The sequence below is a fragment of the Pelovirga terrestris genome (assembly GCF_014773365.1).
Classification (GTDB): domain Bacteria; phylum Desulfobacterota; class Desulfuromonadia; order Desulfuromonadales; family Geopsychrobacteraceae; genus Pelovirga; species Pelovirga terrestris.
Map to the genome: position 1 here is coordinate 51,095 of NZ_JACWUN010000009.1, position 18,190 is coordinate 69,284.

13 protein-coding genes are annotated in these 18,190 nt (G+C 56.0%); 7 read left to right on the forward strand and 6 right to left on the reverse strand.

Annotated features, from left to right (window positions below; translation table 11 throughout):
• Positions 1-301: 301 nt before the first annotated feature.
• The 6 genes from ICT70_RS08975 to ICT70_RS09000 all read right to left on the reverse strand — a co-directional run bounded on the left by ICT70_RS08975 (position 302) and on the right by ICT70_RS09000 (position 6,562).
• On the reverse strand, positions 302-1,753 hold the full coding sequence (locus tag ICT70_RS08975) for a DegQ family serine endoprotease (RefSeq protein ID WP_191155735.1): 1,452 nt from the start codon (positions 1,751-1,753) through the stop codon (positions 302-304).
• On the reverse strand, positions 1,740-2,162 hold the full coding sequence (locus ICT70_RS08980) for a response regulator (protein WP_191155737.1): 423 nt from the start codon (positions 2,160-2,162) through the stop codon (positions 1,740-1,742). The genes ICT70_RS08975 and ICT70_RS08980 overlap by 14 nt, the downstream gene beginning before the upstream one ends.
• 210 nt (positions 2,163-2,372) lie before the next feature.
• Positions 2,373-3,740, reverse strand: a complete 1,368-nt coding sequence (locus ICT70_RS08985) for a sigma-54-dependent transcriptional regulator (RefSeq protein ID WP_224746933.1) — start codon at positions 3,738-3,740, stop codon at positions 2,373-2,375.
• Complete coding sequence (locus ICT70_RS08990) at positions 3,737-5,215, reverse strand: sensor histidine kinase (RefSeq protein ID WP_191155739.1); 1,479 nt, start codon at positions 5,213-5,215, stop codon at positions 3,737-3,739. The genes ICT70_RS08985 and ICT70_RS08990 overlap by 4 nt, the downstream gene beginning before the upstream one ends.
• Positions 5,216-5,451: 236 nt before the next feature.
• On the reverse strand, positions 5,452-6,219 hold the full coding sequence (tatC, locus tag ICT70_RS08995) for a twin-arginine translocase subunit TatC (RefSeq protein WP_191155741.1): 768 nt from the start codon (positions 6,217-6,219) through the stop codon (positions 5,452-5,454).
• On the reverse strand, positions 6,212-6,562 hold the full coding sequence (locus ICT70_RS09000) for a twin-arginine translocase TatA/TatE family subunit (protein WP_237684519.1): 351 nt from the start codon (positions 6,560-6,562) through the stop codon (positions 6,212-6,214). The genes tatC and ICT70_RS09000 overlap by 8 nt, the downstream gene beginning before the upstream one ends.
• 256 nt (positions 6,563-6,818) lie before the next feature.
• Here ICT70_RS09000 and nadA point away from each other — a divergent pair, with 256 nt between their 5' ends.
• The 7 genes from nadA (at position 6,819) to uvrA (ending at position 18,184) form a co-directional block, all read left to right on the forward strand.
• The gene (nadA, locus tag ICT70_RS09005; protein WP_191155743.1) at positions 6,819-7,736 is read left to right on the forward strand and encodes a quinolinate synthase NadA; all 918 of its coding nucleotides are present in this window, start codon (positions 6,819-6,821) and stop codon (positions 7,734-7,736) included.
• A gap of 86 nt (positions 7,737-7,822) precedes the next feature.
• The gene (gene mfd, locus ICT70_RS09010; RefSeq protein ID WP_191155744.1) at positions 7,823-11,308 is read left to right on the forward strand and encodes a transcription-repair coupling factor; all 3,486 of its coding nucleotides are present in this window, start codon (positions 7,823-7,825) and stop codon (positions 11,306-11,308) included.
• A gap of 158 nt (positions 11,309-11,466) precedes the next feature.
• On the forward strand, positions 11,467-12,381 hold the full coding sequence (locus tag ICT70_RS09015; RefSeq protein WP_224746946.1) for a peptidylprolyl isomerase: 915 nt from the start codon (positions 11,467-11,469) through the stop codon (positions 12,379-12,381).
• A gap of 27 nt (positions 12,382-12,408) precedes the next feature.
• Positions 12,409-13,359, forward strand: coding sequence for a SurA N-terminal domain-containing protein (locus ICT70_RS09020; RefSeq protein ID WP_191155746.1), 951 nt, complete (start codon positions 12,409-12,411; stop codon positions 13,357-13,359).
• 24 nt (positions 13,360-13,383) lie between these two features.
• Positions 13,384-14,223 carry a diguanylate cyclase domain-containing protein gene (locus tag ICT70_RS09025; protein WP_191155751.1) on the forward strand — a complete coding sequence of 280 codons (840 nt, stop codon included), beginning with the start codon at positions 13,384-13,386 and terminating at the stop codon, positions 14,221-14,223.
• Between the two features lie 107 nt (positions 14,224-14,330).
• Positions 14,331-15,353 carry a 4-hydroxythreonine-4-phosphate dehydrogenase PdxA gene (gene pdxA, locus ICT70_RS09030; protein WP_191155753.1) on the forward strand — a complete coding sequence of 341 codons (1,023 nt, stop codon included), beginning with the start codon at positions 14,331-14,333 and terminating at the stop codon, positions 15,351-15,353.
• A complete protein-coding gene (gene uvrA / locus ICT70_RS09035) occupies positions 15,350-18,184 on the forward strand; it encodes an excinuclease ABC subunit UvrA (RefSeq protein ID WP_191155755.1) in 2,835 nt (944 codons plus the stop codon). Before pdxA ends, uvrA begins: the two co-directional genes overlap by 4 nt.
• The last annotated feature ends 6 nt before the right edge of the window (positions 18,185-18,190 follow it).

Here is an 18,190-nt window from a genome sequence, read left to right on the forward strand (position 1 = left end):
AGCAACAGTCTAACGGTTTTGTAACTATTCTGTTCTATCCTTGCCCCGGGTCTTTGAATCCTGTGGCAAGGGTTTTTGTCGCCATGGACGGCGATAAAAAGCGGTCATGGATGACGAAAAGCGTCCCTTGACATAGGATTCAAAGGCCCGGGGCTGAACAGATACACTGGTTTTAACCCAGATTTTGGATAAAAAAAAGGGGAACCCTGCTGATTCCCCGAAATGAACGTAGGAGGTAACGTTCAATAAAAGTATGTGATGGCCTTCCGGCGCTGAGCAGAGCGCCGAAAAACCTGCGTTCCTATCTGTATCTCAATGCAATATACCGACTGCCACTACCTTGGCGGACCAACAGCAGAACCGTATCCCTTTTACTCTTTTCAACCAGCGAAACCACGTCCTGGGGATCATTAACATCGACCCGATTGACCTCTTCAATCAAGGCCCCCGCCTGAATGCCGGCGCGAGCCGCAATCGATCCGGGTTCAACTGCGGCAACCAATACCCCGCGGTTTTCCTGGTAACCAAACTGCTCAGCCAATTCCTTGGTCAACTTCTGTAGCCGCAGACCAATCTGAGGAAGAACATCGGTACCGGCTTCAGCGGCCGGGGCATCAGCGCTTGCGGCGGTTTCAACCTCAAGGGCATCGACGACGATCTTGTGCTTACGTACTTTACCTTTGCGCAAAACTTCCAGTTCAATGGTGGTGCCGGGTCGAGTCAGGGCCACCTGATTGCGGAACGCAGCGACATTTTCCACTGCGGTGCCATTGAGTTTGAGGATGACATCCCCCTGCTCAAGGCCCCCTTTTTCCGCTGCCGAACCTTTCATTACCTGGGATACCAGAATTCCCTGACGCTGATCGATATCAAAAGACTCCGCCAGTTCTCTGGTCAAATCCTGAATGTAAACGCCGATCCTGCCACGGGTGACCTTGCCGTGTTCCGCCAGCTGAAGATAAATATTTGTGGCCATATTGATGGGAATAGCAAAGCCGATCCCCATATAACCGCCACTGCGACTGAAAATCGCCGTGTTCATTCCGACCGCCTCACCATCCAGGTTCACCAGCGGGCCGCCCGAGTTGCCCGGATTGATAGCCGCGTCGGTCTGGATAAAGTTTTCGTAATCGGTCAGGCCGATACCACTACGTCCCTTGGCGCTGACAATCCCGGCCGTCATGGTATGGGAAAGGCCGAAGGGGTTGCCAAAAGCCAGAACCCAGTCACCGACTTCAAGCTGATCCGAATTTCCCAGTTTAATGTAGGGAAGCTCTTCATTGGCTTCGATGCGGATCAGCGCCACGTCGGTGGGAGGATCGGCACCGACCAGTTCGGCATCGAATTCACGTCCGTCCTGAAACTGGACCGTAATCTTATCGGCATCACCGACCACGTGGTTGTTGGTCATGATATAACCATCAGCAGAGATCAGAAAGCCTGAGCCCTGGCCAGTGGTTCGGCGCGGAGGCCGATCCGGAGCTTCGCCTCGTGGCGGCTCACCAAAAAAGCGGCGAAAAAATTCTTCACCAAAGGGGCTGCCTTCAAAGGGGTTTGACCATGGGTCACGACTGCGCACCTGCACTTCCTGCTCGACCTGAATGTAGACAACCGCCGGTGAAATATCGCGGGCCACACTGCGAAAAGCCTTGCCGGTTTCACGCAGGCTTTCCAGCCCACTTTCTTGTGCTGACACGGAAGAACCCAGCAGCACCAGCACCACCAGCATTCCGAACAACTTATTTATTCTCATGATCGACTCCTTTAATGCGTTCGTTGCGGAGACAAACATGCGCGATCAATGTCATCATGTCATCCAGATCAAAGGGTTTATCAATGACTGCTGCGGCACCAAGATGTCGCGCCTTACGATGAGTTTGCTCGTCTCCGAAGGCGGTCATACAGATAAAGGGAATCTGCTGCAGATGCCGGTTGCGGCGAGCCAGGACCTCAAGACCATTTAACCCGGGCATGCGAATATCACTGATCACCAGATCGATGGCTGGCTGTTCTTTAAGCCTGGTCAGCAACTGCTCACCGTTGCTGCACTGACAGACCTGGTAGCCGGCATTTTCCAACACCAGGGCAAGCAGTTCACGCAGCTCCCGGTCATCTTCGGCAACAAGTACGCGCGGTGTCAGGTCAATACAAACAGCTTCCATGATCACTCTACAGTTATCTCCGGTAAGTAGATTCAAGCTATGCTGCCGCCGGCAACAGAATGGCCTCGGCAGGCTCTACCACTTATATTAAGCACAGGGCATGCCAACGACAATGGTCGAATTTTCAGCTGGTTAACAGAAAACAGAGTGGGGCACAATGACTCGCTGGGGCAAATTGCCCCATTCGGCTGAAGAGTCGGGGGAGGAGAATCAGGTCTCTTTGAGTTTGCGATAGAGGGTTTTACGGTCAACCCCAAGCATGCGGGCGGCCAGGGTCCGATTGCCATCGAGCTGTTCCAGCACCTGCTGAATGTAGCGCTGTTCCATCTCCTCCAGCGGGATAATCGTCTGGCCGTCGTGCAGACTCAGGGGTAATGGTGCACTGTCACCCGGGTGCCGGACGCTATCAGGCAGATCATCAACGGTAATGGTATCATGGAGGGTCAGGGCCACTGCGCGCTCAATGGTATTGCGTAGTTCGCGCACATTGCCGGGCCAGGAGTAGGCCAGCAGGCAGGCCGCCGCCGGCTGCGCCAGACCAACCACCGACTTGCCGAACCGCCGACTGAGCTGCTGGATGAACTTCATCGCCAGCAGGAGAATATCGTCGCCACGCCGACGCAAGGGGGGCAGCTCCAGCTGAATCACGTTCAGTCGATAGAACAGATCACTGCGAAACAGCCCAGCGGCTACCGCCTCACCCAGATTACGGTGGCTGGCTGCGATGACCCGGACATCACAGGTAATTTCACTGCTCCCACCCAGGGGCCGCACGCGATGATCTTCGAGCACCCGCAACAGCTTGGGCTGCAGCGATAACGGCAATTCAGCAATTTCGTCAAGCAACAGGGTGCCCCCGGAAGCCTCGACAAACAACCCCTTGCGCGCTTCACGGGCATCGGTAAAGGCTCCCCGGACATGGCCGAAGAGCTCGCTTTCGAGTAGATTCTCCGGCAACGCGGCACAGTTAAGAGCGACGAACGCGCCGCCGCTACGCTGGCTCTGGCGGTGCAACGAACGCGCAACCAGTTCCTTGCCGGTGCCGCTTTCTCCCGCCAGCAGCACCGACGTGTCCAGTCCGGCAATGCGGGAGATCTGTTGTTTCAGCTTAACCATCGGCGGACTTTCACCGAGGAGATCATCGTCAGGTTGCTGACGACGAACCTGATCCTGCAGGCGGCGAACGGTCTCCTGCAGATGCCGATGCTGTAAACCACGATCCAGGGAAATACTCAGCAGATCCAGATCCACCGGTTTGGTAACAAAATCATAGGCCCCCGCCCGCAATGCGGCAATTGCCGTTTCGAGGCTGCCGAAGGCGGTCATGATGATGACCGGCAGATCGGGCCGCCGTTGATGCAGTTCGGCGCAGAAATCGATACCATTCATTTCCGGCATATTCAGATCGGTCAGAACAATATCAATGGAGTGCTGGTCCAACAACTCACGCGCCTGACCTGCTTTCAACGCTGTCCACACCCGATGCCCGCGCTGTTGCAAGTCCTCATGCAGCAGGTCGCACAATGCGCGATCATCATCTATGACCAGAATGCCCCCTGGCAGGCCGGCTTTGCTCATGGCAACTCCCCGCGACAATCCACCGGTAAGTAGACCCGGAACGTGCTGCCTTTGCCGGGAACGCTTTCTACCGCAATCCAGCCACCGTGTTCCTGAACAATGCCGTAGGCAATCGACAGCCCCAACCCGGTCCCTTCACCAACATCCTTGGTGGTAAAGAAAGGATCAAACATGTGCTTTTGAACCTCGAGCTCAATCCCGCTGCCTTGATCACTGACCTGCAGACAGACCCAGGACTGATCAGGATTTTCGAACCCGTCAGGAACGCTGACCGCCGCTGCCGGATAGCTGGACAGGCTGATCTTGCCACCATCGGGCATGGCGTGAATACCATTGAGGATCAGGTTTAGCAGAACCTGTTGCATTTGCGCGGAGTCGGCACACACCAGCAGCTCCGCCGGAGCCTCATCGATACAGAGTTCGACCTGCTGCTTGTTGAGGGTCGGCTCGAGTAGCGGCAGCACCGCACGCATTACCAGGTTAAGATCAACGCGCTGTTTGCGAGCCTCGCCGCGCCGGGCAAAGCTTAACAACTGTCGCATAATACCGGTCATACGCTGCGCCTGTTCGTGAATGATGGTTGCAGAGCGGGTGATATCCTCGAGCGCCATTCCTTCGCGGGTTATCAGTTTGGCCCGCCCGGCAATCACATTGAGGGGCGTCCCCAACTCGTGCGCCATCCCCGCCGACAGCTGTCCGAGGGTTGCCAGCCGCTCGGTATGGCGCAACTTTTCCAGGGCCTCAAATTTCGCCGCGTGAGCTGCCTGTTCGGCATCGCGCGCCTGGGCCAGCTGCCCCCGCATCCGCTCAATGGTGTTAGACAGCTCAGCCAGTTCATCACTGCCGGAAAGATTGACGCTGGTGGAAAAATCACCGGTCCCAATCCGCTCAGCCTGGGCGCGCAACTTGCGCATCGGCCGCCCGACCCAGATGCTGCCCAGCACAGTCATTAATAAGAGCCCCGACACTACCAGGGCGCCGACAACGATGGCGGATCGACGCAAGCTTTCCTGGATGTAGTCGTGCATTTCTGCCATCGATTCGGTTAATTCGATGGCGCCCATCCGCTCACCAGGGAGCAATACCGGCAGATAGGTCAACAAAAAATCGTGCCCTTCATCCGAAGCCGCCATCAGGGTAACGGTTTCCTCAAATCGCAATCGGTCAAGGTGAGCAACCGGCACGCGAGGTTGATAAGACGCAGGTCCATCATTACTGACCCACACCCAGCGCACCAGGGTTTCAGAATAGCCCTGATTGGCGCGCAACAAAAAACCCAGGGCCTCTTCCTCACCATGCTGCTGCCACAGTTCTGTTACCATGACCCGCAGGCTTTCACCGATATGGCGGGCCTCACGACTCAAATTACGTTTGAGCTGCTCTCGTTCGCGCTGGATCGACAGATAACTGTAAACGGAGAAGATCAGCACCACGCCGAGAAGGATCGCCAGGGTGATTTTGATGGTCAGACGCATTGCGGATTATCCACCTGTAACAGATTCATGAACATCGCTACCAGCCTGAGTGTCCTTGGAGAGTTGAAGACGGACTTGAACAAATTATGCGAAAATTGCCACTAAGACACCAAGAGCTCCAAGAGATGCAAATTTGATTTAATGAAACTAAGTCTTTTGCCTTTAACAATTCAAGTTTCAGCTTTTCTTGGTGTACTTGGAGTCTTGGTGGCAAATTGACTTTTGTAATGTCGGAACTAATCAGATTTCGCGGCCGCCGCATCATCAAGCGCATCATCAACCGCTTTTTTCCTGCCGAACAGCCGGGCAACAACAATCCCGACTTCATACAAAACAACAAAGGGAACGGCGATGGAAACCTGGGAAATGAGATCGGGAGGAGTCAGGGTGGCGCCAACAATAAAAGCGGTCAGAAGTGCATATTTACGGTGTTTTGCCAGCCAGATATGGTCAACAACCCCCATCCGGGCGAGAAAGAAAATCACAATGGGTAGTTCAAAAACCAGCCCGAAAGCGATCAGCAACCGCGTCGCCAGGGTCAGATAGGCGCCCATGGAAAGCATCGCCTCAACCCCACTGACAGAGGTGCCATAGTTGACCAGAAAGGAAAAAATTGTCGGAAAAACCAGGGCAAAGCCGAAATAGGTGCCGGTCCCGAAGCATAAAGAACTGATCACCACAAACGGAATGGCAAAGCGCTTTTCATGACCGTAGAGCCCCGGCGCAACAAACATCCAGACCTGCCAGATAATCACCGGGAAGGCAACCACCAAGCCAGCCAGGGCGGACACCTTGAGGATAGTGAAGAAGGGTTCGGTGGCACTGATAAAAACCAACGAGCTGCCTTCCGGCAGGGCAGCGCGCACCGGTTGGGCAATTTCTTCAAAAATTCGCTCACCAAATGCGTAACAGCCCAGAAACGCAACCAGCCAGGAAATAGCTGCGTACATCAAGCGCTTACGTAGCTCAGCCAGATGATCGGTAATTGCCATTCCATCAGACATGGGGCGTGGTCTCCTTATCCTGCTCGGCAACGGTTTCAGCAGAAGCCAGGCCCGCTTGTTCTTTCTCCGTCCCCTCCGATTGCTCCATTTGCGCTTCGGCAGTGACGACCTGAGCCCCCTTCTCTGCCTGCAATCTGGCCGCTTTTTCCATGTATTTTTCTCTTAACTCTGCCTTGTAACGATCTTCTTCTGCTTTGGTTTCGAGATCGATGGCACTCTTGAGTTCGTTGGTTGCACGCTTGAATTCGGCAAAGCCCTTACCCAGGGAACGCGCCAGATCAGGGAGCTTTTTCGGACCCAGGATAACCAGCGCCAGGGCGGCGATCAGAAGCATTTCCGTCATCCCGATTCCGAACATAGTTATTCGACCTTTCGTCGCTGCAGCACCTGACAGGTGACTGTTGAGGCCGTGCAGATTGTTGTTATCAAAGGGAAAAGAGGTCAATGTCAGCCCTTGCATGCGCTGACATTGAGGCGAGAATATCCCCTTGCGCCACACCTGTCAAGCACCGAGCAATGAGGTGAAACATTTGACATATCAGGGGGTTTGATCTATTATGCCGGTCACTTCAAGACTCTTCACCAAAGGTAAAAAGGCAATGAATCAAGATGCTTTGCAGCAACGTATCAGGCAGCTGGCGCGTGAGCGTAATGCCTTGCTGATCGCCCATAATTATCAACGTGATGAAGTTCAGGCAGTTGCTGACATCACCGGTGACTCGCTGGCCCTGTCGCTGGAAGCCGCCAGGACCGACCAGGACGTGATTGTCTTCTGTGGTGTTCATTTCATGGCCGAGAGTGCTGCTATTCTCGCCCCGGAAAAGACCGTGCTGCTGCCACGACCCGACTCGGGTTGTCCAATGGCCGACATGGTAACGGCCGAAGGCTTAAAGGCACTGAAAGAACAGCATCCAGATGCCACCGTCGTCACCTACGTCAACTCCAGCGCGGCAGTAAAGGCCGAAAGCGACATCTGTTGCACCAGCTCCAACGCCATCAGTGTCGCTCGCTCCCTGCCGGCAAAAAAACTGCTGATGGTTCCCGATCGCAACCTGGGGCGCTACATTGCCCGTCAGGTTCCGGAAAAGGACTACATCTTCTGGGAGGGGTATTGCCCAACCCATGATCGTCTTAAAACCGAAGAAATCATCAAAGCCAAGGCTGATCATCCCGATGCTCTGTTTATGGCCCATCCGGAATGTCGTCCGGACATCCTTGACCTGGCTGACCATATCTGTTCAACCAGCGGTATGTACGAATTTGCCCGCAATAATCCGGCAACCACGTTCATTGTCGGTACTGAAGAGGGGATCCTCTGGCGTCTGCGCAAGGAAAACCCGGATAAAACCTTTATCATTCCCAGCCACGGACTGATCTGCCCGAACATGAAACTGACCAGCCTGGAGGATATTCTCAAAAGTCTTCAGACCTTGGAGCCGCGCATCACCGTCCCTGAGCCGATCCGCTTACGGGCATTGACGTCACTGGAGAGAATGCTGGCCGTCCCGCGCGACTAGCACGGATCTATGGGGCTGGAAGGCACAATCCTATCGGGCGCGCCAATTGGTGCGCCCGTTGCTTTTTTTAAGAATGACAGCAGCATATGAGCGAAACTGAACCCTCCCATATCCGCCACGCCACCTTGCGCTCCTGCCTCGACGCCATTACCGAATCGGCACAGACCATCGATATTGTCGGGCTGCGAGACGGTGCCGAAGCCTTGTTCCTGGCACGCCTGCTGAACGAGCAACAGGGACTCACGGTTATCCTCTGTCCTGATCAGGAACAGGCCCGCCAGCTCGCCGGCAATCTGGATCTGTTTCACCCCCACGCTGAACAGATCGGTCTGCTGCCTCACTGGGAGATGAACCCTTACGATCCTCTGACTCCCCATCCGGAACTCGAGGCCACTCGCCTGGCGACCCTGGCGGCCCTGGCCGATCGCCGCCTCAGAGCCCTGGTACTGCCGATCCGCTCACTGGTGCAACGGGTCATCCCCCGCCAGGTTCTTGAACAGGTGACTTTTCCGCTGCTCGCTGACGAAGAGTATCCTCGTCAGCCCCTGCTCGACTCCTTATTGCAGCTCGGCTATCAGCCAGTCTCCCTGGTTGAAGATCGTGGTACCTTCGCGGTGCGCGGTGACCTGATTGATATTTTTCCGGCCGCCGCCGGCACCCCGATACGCATCGATTTTTACGGCGATTATATCGAAAAGATCCGACCCTTCGATCCCGCCACCCAACGTTCGGAAAAATCCAGCCTGGCGGAAGTTATCCTGATCCCGGCCCGGGAAATGATCCTTCACGGTCCATTTCTGGAAACCCTGGCACACAAACTCAAGCAGCGCTGTGACCAGCTCTCTATCCCTCGTGCTGAGCGCGAAGCCATCATGACCGAACTGCGCGAAGGAATTCTCTCCCCCGGGCGTTCTTTTTTGCTGCCCTTAAACTACCCCGAACTGGATCCTCTGACCGCCTACTTTGACCAGCACCGCCTGGTGTTGATCGATCCGCCGGCACTGGAACGGGAAGCAGATCAGTTCGATCAGGATATTCGCCACGGCGTAGAACGCATGATGAGCGAACGGCAACCCCATGCCGATCGCCAGTCCCTCTATCTTGATCCGCTGCAAGTCGGCCGGCTGCTCAATGCGCCGGATCGCATCGAACTGTCCCGACTGCACCTATTGCAACTGGACGATCAGCGCCAACGCTTCTTTTTCAACTGTTTCGGCAATGATAATTTAAGAGCTAAACCCGCCGGCGGACAGGACGGCCTGGAGCCCCTGGTTGAGAGACTGCACCAGGTCCGTCAGGACAACTGGCGCGCTCTACTGGTCTGCCGTCAGCGCAGTCAGGCAGAGCGCCTGCAGGAACTTCTCGACGGCCATCATATCCACCTCGACATTGAAACCGATGAACGCCTTAACGGCCTACGGCCGGGACAAACACGCCTTGCTATCGGTACCATCAGTAGCGGCTTCAGTCTGCCCGATGACAAACTCACCGTCATCAGTGAAGAGGACATCTTTGGCCGGCGCAGCCATCGCCGCCAGAGTAGCACCCGCCGTGCCCGCCAGCTGCTGGGCAGCCTCGCCGAGCTCAAGGAAAATGACTATATTGTCCATACCGACCACGGTGTCGCCCGTTATCGGGGTCTTACTCATCTAAAAACCGGTGACATTGAAGGGGATTTTCTTCACCTCCAGTACGCCGGCAGCGATACCCTCTACCTGCCGATTGAACGCATCGAAAAAATTCAAAAGTATGTCAGCGCCGAGGGACAGAGTCCGAAACTCGACAAGATGGGGGGGCAGGGGTGGGAAAAAGCTAAAATCAGGGCACGTGCCGCCGTCGAAGAGCTGGCCCGCCAGTTGTTGGAAATCTACGCCAGACGTGAACTGCGCGAGGGGTTTGCCTTTTCCCCGCCGGACAACCTCTATCGCGAATTTGAGGCCACCTTCCCCCACGAGGAAACCAGCGACCAGCTCCAGGCGATCAGAGAGACCTTGAAGGATATGCAGTCCGCCAAGCCGATGGATCGGCTGATCTGTGGTGATGTCGGCTACGGCAAAACCGAGGTGGCCATGCGTGCCGCGGTCAAGGCGGTCCTGGATAACAAGCAGGTGGCGGTACTGGTTCCGACCACTGTCCTTGCCCGGCAACACTGGCAGAGCTTCAGTCAGCGGCTGGAGGATTTTCCCATTCGGGTCGAGATGATCTCGCGTTTTCGCAGCGCCGCCGAGAACCGCGCCACCCTGGAAGCAGCGGCAGCCGGCAAGATCGATATCCTGATCGGTACCCATCGCCTGCTCCAACGGGATGTCCGCTTCAACGATCTGGGCCTGCTGATTGTCGACGAAGAGCAGCGCTTTGGCGTGGCCCACAAAGAAAAGCTCAAGCAGTTACGCGCTGAGGTCGATATCCTGACCCTCACTGCCACCCCGATTCCACGCACCCTGCACATGAGCCTGAGCGGCCTGCGTGATCTGTCGGTGATCGAAACCGCGCCGGTCGATCGCCTCGCTATCCGTACCTATGTGACTCGCTTTGATGAAGAATTGATCCGTCAGGCGATCCTGCGCGAATTGCGCCGTGGCGGCCAGGTCTATTTTGTCCACAATCGGGTTCAGACCATTGACGCCATGGCGGAGCAGTTGCGGCAGATTGTGCCCGAAGCGACCATTGCGGTGGGCCACGGCCAGATGGCAGAAAAAGAACTGGAGCAGGTGATGCTCGACTTTGTTGGTGGCAAGACCAATCTGCTGGTCGCCTCCACCATCATCGAAAATGGCCTCGATATTCCCCGCGCCAATACCATGATTATCAATCATGCCGATCATTTCGGTCTTTCCCAGCTTTACCAGCTGCGGGGCCGGGTGGGGCGTAGCGATCGCCGCGCCTACGCCTATCTGCTGATCCCCGGGGAGGCCGCCCTGACCCGGGAGGCGCGCGAACGCTTACGGATTTTGCAGGAACTGACTGAGCTCGGCGCCGGCTTCCGCATTGCCAGCCACGATCTAGAACTGCGTGGCGCCGGGGACCTGCTTGGCGGCAAACAATCGGGACCGATCGCTGCCATCGGTTTTGAAATGTACAGCGAACTGCTTGAAGAGACCATTGACCGCCTGCGTGGCAATGAACGCCAGGAACGTATCGACCCGGAAATTCGTCTCGGACTCTCCGCTTTCCTGCCGGAATCCTATGTGCCCGATCCCAATCAGCGTTTGCAGCTCTATCAGCGCATGGCCGCAGCCGATGACGATGAGCAGCTGTTCGACCTGGTTGACGAACTGCGCGACCGCTTTGGTGAACTCCCGCTTGCTGCCGAAACCCTGATTGGCTCCATGCGCATCCGCGTTTTGCTCAAACGCTTGTGGATTGAGCTGCTGGAATACGATGGTAAGCGCCTGTCGCTGCTATTTCACGCCGCCACTCCGGTTTCCCCCGAGCAGATTCGCCAACTGGTCACCGATCAGACGCAGCGCTATCGTCTGGGAAGCGATTATCGCCTCATCATTGAGATTGGTCGCCACAGTCCGGGGGAACTGCTCATCCACACCCGCAAAGAGCTGCAGCAACTAATCTGATTGCCGTACAGCGTGCAAACAGAAACGGATACAGGTGACAAAACAGCGTATTTTTAAAGGCAATCGTGCTAAATTATGACCCTTTCTTGCCCTAATGGAGGACCATCCTGTCCATCACCGTCCGCTATCTGCTGCTGTTATTTCTCGTCGCCAATGTACTGGCCTGCCAGGAACAACCCACACCGACATCTGCGCAGCAAACGTCACCATCCGCCTTACCCCTGATCACGGTTGGATCGCGCACGGTCACGCTTGAGCAGTTTAACCGTCAAGTACGGATGAACTATCCACATATTGATGATCTTCCGGTGCATGAGAGAATTCACCTGCAGCAACAGATAGTAACCCAGCTCATCGATCGCGAACTGATCCACGCTGAAGCTGCTCGCCTTGATGTCCGCCTGTCCCCTGATGAATTCGATGCCGCCCTGACCGGAATCCGCGGGGTGCACAACCATGAAGAATTTGAACAGAATCTGCGTGACGCCGGCATCATCCCGGAACTGTGGCGCGAATCCTTGCGTTTTCGTCTGCTGATAAGCAAGATAACCCAGACGATCGTCAGCCCGCGTATTGAGATTTCACAAGCTGACATGGAGTCCTATTATCACGACCATCGCGAAGACTATCAACGCCCGGAAGAGGTTCGCGTTCACCAGATGCTGCTGGAGAGCCGTGAAGCCGCCCTGGAAATAAAAAAACACTTGCAGGATGGCGCAGATTTCGCCACCCTTGCCAGGCAGCATTCCTTATCACCTGACAGTGCGGAGGGGGGTCTTTTGGGTTATTTTGCTGCGGGGGCACTGCCACCGGAATTTGATGCGGTAATTTTTTCTCTGCCCCTGCGTCAGGTCAGTGATCCGGTAGCAAGCCCTTACGGCTTTCATCTGTTGATGGTCGACCGCAAACGTAACGCCGGGCAACGCCCTTTTGCTGCAGTTACTGATGAAATCAGGGAGCGGCTTTACCAAGAGCAGGAAGAGGTGTTGCTGCAACAGTGGCTGAAGGAGTTGCGTGAAAATGCCGAGGTTATGATTGACTGGGAGAAGATTCTCCCGCGTTCATCCCGTTAAAGGGATAGTGTTTAAGGACGATAGACGATGAAAAGATTCACTTTTTGGTTCCTGCTCATGTGCCTGTCAGTGCCCATATCTCCGCTGGCGGCACAAACCATCGCCAGTGTCGCTGCTGTGGTTAATAGCGACATCATTACCACTTATCAGCTTGATCGCGCCGTCGAGAGGCTGGTATCAAGCCAGAACCTGTCCCGTTTCCCCAGCGACCAGGAGCGCCAGCAACTGCGGCGGGAGGTTCTTGATCAGTTGATTAATGATCGCCTGCTGCAACAACGGAGCAAGGAGCTCGGCCTGTCGGTCACTACCCAGGAGGTGGATGCGGCGGTTGACGACGTGATGACCAGCAATAATCTGAATCCAGCCACGCTGGAGACGGCTCTGGCAGCCGAAGGGATGTCTCTGGAGTCCTATCGCCGACAGATCCATGACGAAATTCTACGCTATAAGCTGATGTCCCAGGAGGTCAATTACCGCGCCCGCGTTACCAGTGGCGAAGTCCGCCGTTATTTTGAGGAGAATATCGAGCAGTTTGATACTCAGACTCGGCTGTTTGTCAGCCGCATCAGTTTTGCCCTGCCTGCTGACCGCAGCAGTAGCGATGCCGCACGCATCGAGGAACAGGCCAACCAAAGTCGCCAACGGCTGCTTGGCGGCACACCCTTTGATACGGTTCTTGCTGAAGCGGGGCCCCTGGCAGATGGCGGCATTATGGGGGAACTGGTATTGAGTGACCTTGCCGCTCCGCTGCAACAGGCGCTGCAACGTCTGGCCACTGGTGACATCAGTGTTCCGACGGAATTCAACCAGCAGCTCCACCTGTTTATTGTTAATGATCGCCGATCAGGAGAGGAATTAGCCTTCGAGCGAGCCAAAGCCAGTATTGAAGAACGTCTCAGACGCGAGAAAACCGAGGCGCGCTTCATCGAGTGGCAGGAAGAACTGCTCAACAACGCCTATATCGACCGTCGCCTGTAACCGCAACTAACCGGGTCACCCACCATGCCGACATCTGCCATCATTTTTGCCGTGGAAGAAAATCGCCGCCAGCTCCTGGCGCAGCGCATCAATGATCTGCAGCTGTTCGATCAACTCTATTTTTCCGGCACGGCGGAAGAACTGAAGCGGCTGGTCAAAAACACCGCGGCTGATCTGATCTGTTGTGAACTTGACGTGTCAGAAGACACCTTGCCGCCCTGGGCTGATCTGGTCCGTAAAGGCTTCTGCCGGGTTCTGTGCTTTACCGATAAACAATCCCGGATACGCCTGCGGCTACCTACAGGGAGTGGTTATGTCGACAGTCAGATTGACCCTTCGAGCCTGAAAGAGGTCATTCGGTCTCAACTTGATGCCCCTCTGGAGAGCCCTCCACCACCTGCTACCGGCATCAATGAGCAGGTGGCGGCAGAACAGAAGGTTTACAGTCGCTTTTACTTTGACACCTTTTTAGGCAAAGAACTGTCACGCAGCCAGCTGACGGGACGACCGGTCAGCCTGCTGCTGCTTGAACCCCAGCTGACCCAGCGCCACCAGAAGGATCAACAACTGCTGGAGCCATTTCTGGTGCGCGTTACCCTGGCCATCAAGAACCAGATCAGATCATCCGATCTGCTCTGCCGTTACCAGCGACAGCGGCTTGCCATTCTATTGCCGGAAACCCCGAGTGAGCGGGCAGCAGACCTGCTTGAGCGGATTCTCATCGGGCTGCGCAACAGCTTTCCCGAGCAACGCATTCCCTGGACGAGCGTCATCGTCTGCCCCACGCCAACCGATCCGGAGAATCCCTACAGCCTGATGCAGCAGGCGATAACCCAACTTGAACGGTCCCAGCCCAGATTCTGATCCCGACAAAAAAGATCGCTAAGCTTTTCTGCCTTCCGCCTTGTTTCCTCCCTTGTGCTTCCGTTATATTGATCTATTGCGCAAACACCTGAGTCAAGGAATACAAGATGCGACCCCTGTTAATCACCATGGGCGATCCGACCGGAATCGGCCCGGAGTTAATTGTCAAGACCCTGCTTGCCGGTGACCTGGCATCCCTGCCGCTGCCGGTGCGGGTCATCGGTGATATCGCCGCCCTGCAACAGGCCGGGCAGATTTTCGGAATCGTAGCTAAAAAGACAGAAGAAGCAGGTCCAATAGTCTGTCTCGATTTCAACGGTCATCGCCTTGAAGTGGAAGCCTGCTCAAGTCTGTCGGCCGCTAATCTGAACTATGGTCAACCTGATCATGACTGCGGGCGTGCCATGGCAGCTTACATCGAGCAAGCTGCGCGCCAGTGCTTAAACGGCAGTGCCCATGCCATGGTCACTTGTCCGATCAACAAAAAAGCGATTAACGCCGCCGGTTTCAGCTTCCCCGGCCATACGGAATTTCTCGCCGATCGTTGTGGGGTAAAACAGGTAGTGATGATGCTCGCCGGTAGCAGCCTCAAGGTCTGCCTGGTGACCACCCATCTCCCTTTGACCGCGGTGGCACAACAACTTTCGGTGGAGACAATCCTCACCACCCTGCGCATTACCCATCACGCATTACAGCATCAGTTTGCCCTGCCCCGGCCACGTCTTGCGGTTCTTGCCTTGAACCCCCATGCCGGTGAAGAAGGGCTCTTTGGTGATGAGGAACAGCGCCTGATCACGCCGGCGATTAAAGCGGCCCGCGCCGACGGGATTGTCGCCGACGGCCCGCACAGTGCCGATACCCTGTTCCATTTTGCTGTCCATGAAAAAAGCGCCGATGCGGTTATCTGCATGTATCACGACCAGGGACTGATCCCTTTAAAACTGCTGCACTTTGACGATGCGGTTAACGTCACTCTGGGGTTGCCGATCATCCGCACCAGCGTCGATCACGGCACCGCCTACGACCGCGCCGGCAGCGGCAGCGCCAGTACCGCCAGTCTCTGTGCCGCCCTGCGCATGGCGGCAACGATGAGTCCTCAACCCTTTAACGGAACCGACAGCAAACCATGATCGACCATATTCGTATCCGCGGTGCCCGCGAGCACAACCTGAAAAATATCGATATCGACATCCCGCGCGATCAACTGGTGGTGATAACCGGGGTTTCCGGCTCAGGGAAAAGCACCCTGGCCTTTGACACCATCTACGCCGAAGGGCAGCGCCGCTACGTCGAAAGTCTGTCGGCCTATGCCCGTCAGTTCCTTGAGCAGATGGAAAAACCCGATGTCGACCAGATCGACGGTCTCTCCCCGGCTATCTCCATCGAACAGAAGACAACCTCGAAAAACCCCCGCTCCACCGTTGGTACCGTAACTGAAATCTACGATTACCTGCGCCTGCTCTATGCCCGGGTCGGCGACATCCTCTGCCATCGCTGTGGTCATAAAATTGCGGCCCAGACGGTGGAACAGATGGTCGACCAGATCATGCTGCTGCCGGAACAGAGCCGCCTGATGGTCATGGCCCCCATCATCCGTGAGCGCAAAGGGGAATATCGCAAGGAGCTGGCGCAGCTGCAGGCCGCCGGCTATGTGCGTATGCGTATTGACGGAGAGATGCACGATCTGGGCGACCCCATCAGCCTCGACAAGAACAAGAAGCATACCCTGGAGGTTGTTGTTGATCGTCTGGTGATCAAAGCTGACATCACATCCCGCCTGGCCGAATCGATCGAAACGGCATTGCAGCTCGCTGACGGACTGGTCCGGGTGGAGATTCCCGAGGGTGACAGCATGCTTTTTTCAGCGCGCCATGCCTGTATCGAGTGCGGCCTGTCCTACCCGGAAATCACCCCGCGCATGTTTTCCTTCAACAATCCCCACGGCGCCTGTCCTGACTGCAGCGGACTCGGCACGCGAATGCTCTTTGACCGCGAACAGGTGGTTCCCAATCCACAATTGTCCCTGCGGGACGGCGCGGTGGTGCCGTGGGACAGCCGCACCGGCTTCTACTATCAGGCCCTGCTCGAGGCCCTGGCCCTGCATTACCAGTTCGATATGCGCACCCCTTTTGCTCAGCTGACTCAGACCGTGCAGGACGTCATCCTTTACGGTTCGGGCGGCAAGGACATCCGTTTTTTCTATGATCAGGGGGACAAACGCCATTTTTATGAAAAGTCCTTTGAAGGGGTGATCCCCAACCTTGAGCGCCGCTACCATGAAACCGATTCCGACGGCGTGCGCGAAAACCTCGAACGCTTTATGAATGTCATCCCCTGCCAGACCTGCCATGGTGCCCGGCTGCGCCCTGAGGCCCTGCATATTACCGTCGGTGGCAAGAACATCCAGCAGACCACCGCCATGTCCATTGCTGACGCTGAGGCGTTTTTTAAGCAACTCACATTGCCAACCAAAGAGATGGAGATTGCCCGCCGCATCCTCAAGGAGATCCGTGAACGTCTCTCCTTTCTCTCCCATGTCGGTCTTGATTATCTGACCCTTGATCGCAGCGCCGGCACCCTGTCCGGTGGCGAAGGGCAGCGAATCCGCCTGGCGACCCAGATCGGCTCCTCCCTGACCGGGGTCCTGTATATCCTTGATGAACCCTCGATTGGCCTGCATCAGCGTGATAATCAGCGCTTGTTGACGACCCTCAAGCGCCTGCGCGATCTCGGCAACACGGTCCTGGTGGTTGAACACGATGAAGAAACCATCTGTGCCGCCGACCATGTGATCGACATGGGGCCGGCAGCCGGGGTCAACGGTGGCCGCGTGGTGGCCCAGGGAACACCGGCGGAGGTTATCGCCTGTCCCGAATCACTGACCGCAGACTACCTCTCCGGGCGTCGCCAAATCATGATTCCGACCGAGCGGCGCCACAGTGAGCGCTGGCTCGAAATCAAAGGTGCCCGCGCCAACAATCTGCAGGCGGTCGATGTCCGCATCCCCCTGGGGGTATTGACCTGCTTTACCGGGGTCTCCGGTTCGGGTAAATCCTCGCTGGTTATCGAAACCCTTTACAAAGCTCTGGCCCAGCATCTGCATCGGGCGCGGGAAAAATCCGGCCCGGTCCGGGAAATCAATGGGCTGGACCAGCTCGACAAGGTCATCGATATCGACCAGTCCCCTATCGGTCGCACGCCCCGCTCCAATCCTGCTACCTATACCGGAGTCTTTACCGATATCCGCGATCTCTTCGCCCAGCTCCCGGAAGCGAAGATTCGTGGCTACAAACCGGGACGTTTTTCCTTCAACGTTAAGGGCGGGCGCTGTGAAGCCTGCAGCGGTGACGGCATTATCAAGATCGAAATGCATTTTCTCCCCGATGTCTACGTTCAGTGTGACGTCTGTAAGGGCGCGCGCTACAACCGTGAAACCCTCGAAGTTAAATACAAGGGGAAAAGTATCGCCGATGTCCTGGCCATGACCGTCAACCAGGCCAGTCAGTTCCTTGAAAATATTCCCCGGATTCACAACAAGCTACAGACGATCAGGGATGTTGGTCTCGGCTACATCAAGCTCGGTCAGAGTGCCACCACTCTCTCCGGTGGTGAGGCCCAACGGGTCAAACTGGCACGCGAACTGGGTAAGCGGGCGACGGGAAAAACGATCTACATCCTTGATGAACCGACCACCGGATTGCATTTTGCCGACATCCATAAACTCCTTGAGGTCCTGGGCCGCCTGATTGAAACCGGTAACACCGTGGTGGTAATTGAACACAATCTCGATGTCATCAAAACCGCTGATTATATCGTTGATCTCGGTCCTGAAGGGGGGAGCCGTGGTGGTCGAATTATCGTTGCCGGAACGCCGGAAGAGGTTGCCGCCTGTGACGGCTCTTATACCGGGCGTTATCTGCGTGACAGCCTCAAAGTAACCGGCAAAGGACAAAAGTCGTAGCAGTTT

Excerpts from the sequence above, each read along its gene's own strand:
- ICT70_RS08975 (WP_191155735.1), bottom strand. The coding sequence starts at position 1,753 with ATGAGAATAAATAAGTTGTTCGGAATGCTGGTGGTGCTGGTGCTGCTG.
- ICT70_RS08980 (WP_191155737.1), bottom strand. The coding sequence starts at position 2,162 with ATGGAAGCTGTTTGTATTGACCTGACACCGCGCGTACTTGTTGCCGAA.
- ICT70_RS08985 (WP_224746933.1), bottom strand. The coding sequence starts at position 3,740 with ATGAGCAAAGCCGGCCTGCCAGGGGGCATTCTGGTCATAGATGATGAT.
- ICT70_RS08990 (WP_191155739.1), bottom strand. The coding sequence starts at position 5,215 with ATGCGTCTGACCATCAAAATCACCCTGGCGATCCTTCTCGGCGTGGTG.
- tatC (WP_191155741.1), bottom strand. The coding sequence starts at position 6,219 with ATGTCTGATGGAATGGCAATTACCGATCATCTGGCTGAGCTACGTAAG.
- ICT70_RS09000 (WP_237684519.1), bottom strand. The coding sequence starts at position 6,562 with ATGACGGAAATGCTTCTGATCGCCGCCCTGGCGCTGGTTATCCTGGGT.
- nadA (WP_191155743.1), top strand. The coding sequence starts at position 6,819 with ATGAATCAAGATGCTTTGCAGCAACGTATCAGGCAGCTGGCGCGTGAG.
- mfd (WP_191155744.1), top strand. The coding sequence starts at position 7,823 with ATGAGCGAAACTGAACCCTCCCATATCCGCCACGCCACCTTGCGCTCC.
- ICT70_RS09020 (WP_191155746.1), top strand. The coding sequence starts at position 12,409 with ATGAAAAGATTCACTTTTTGGTTCCTGCTCATGTGCCTGTCAGTGCCC.
- ICT70_RS09025 (WP_191155751.1), top strand. The coding sequence starts at position 13,384 with ATGCCGACATCTGCCATCATTTTTGCCGTGGAAGAAAATCGCCGCCAG.
- pdxA (WP_191155753.1), top strand. The coding sequence starts at position 14,331 with ATGCGACCCCTGTTAATCACCATGGGCGATCCGACCGGAATCGGCCCG.
- uvrA (WP_191155755.1), top strand. The coding sequence starts at position 15,350 with ATGATCGACCATATTCGTATCCGCGGTGCCCGCGAGCACAACCTGAAA.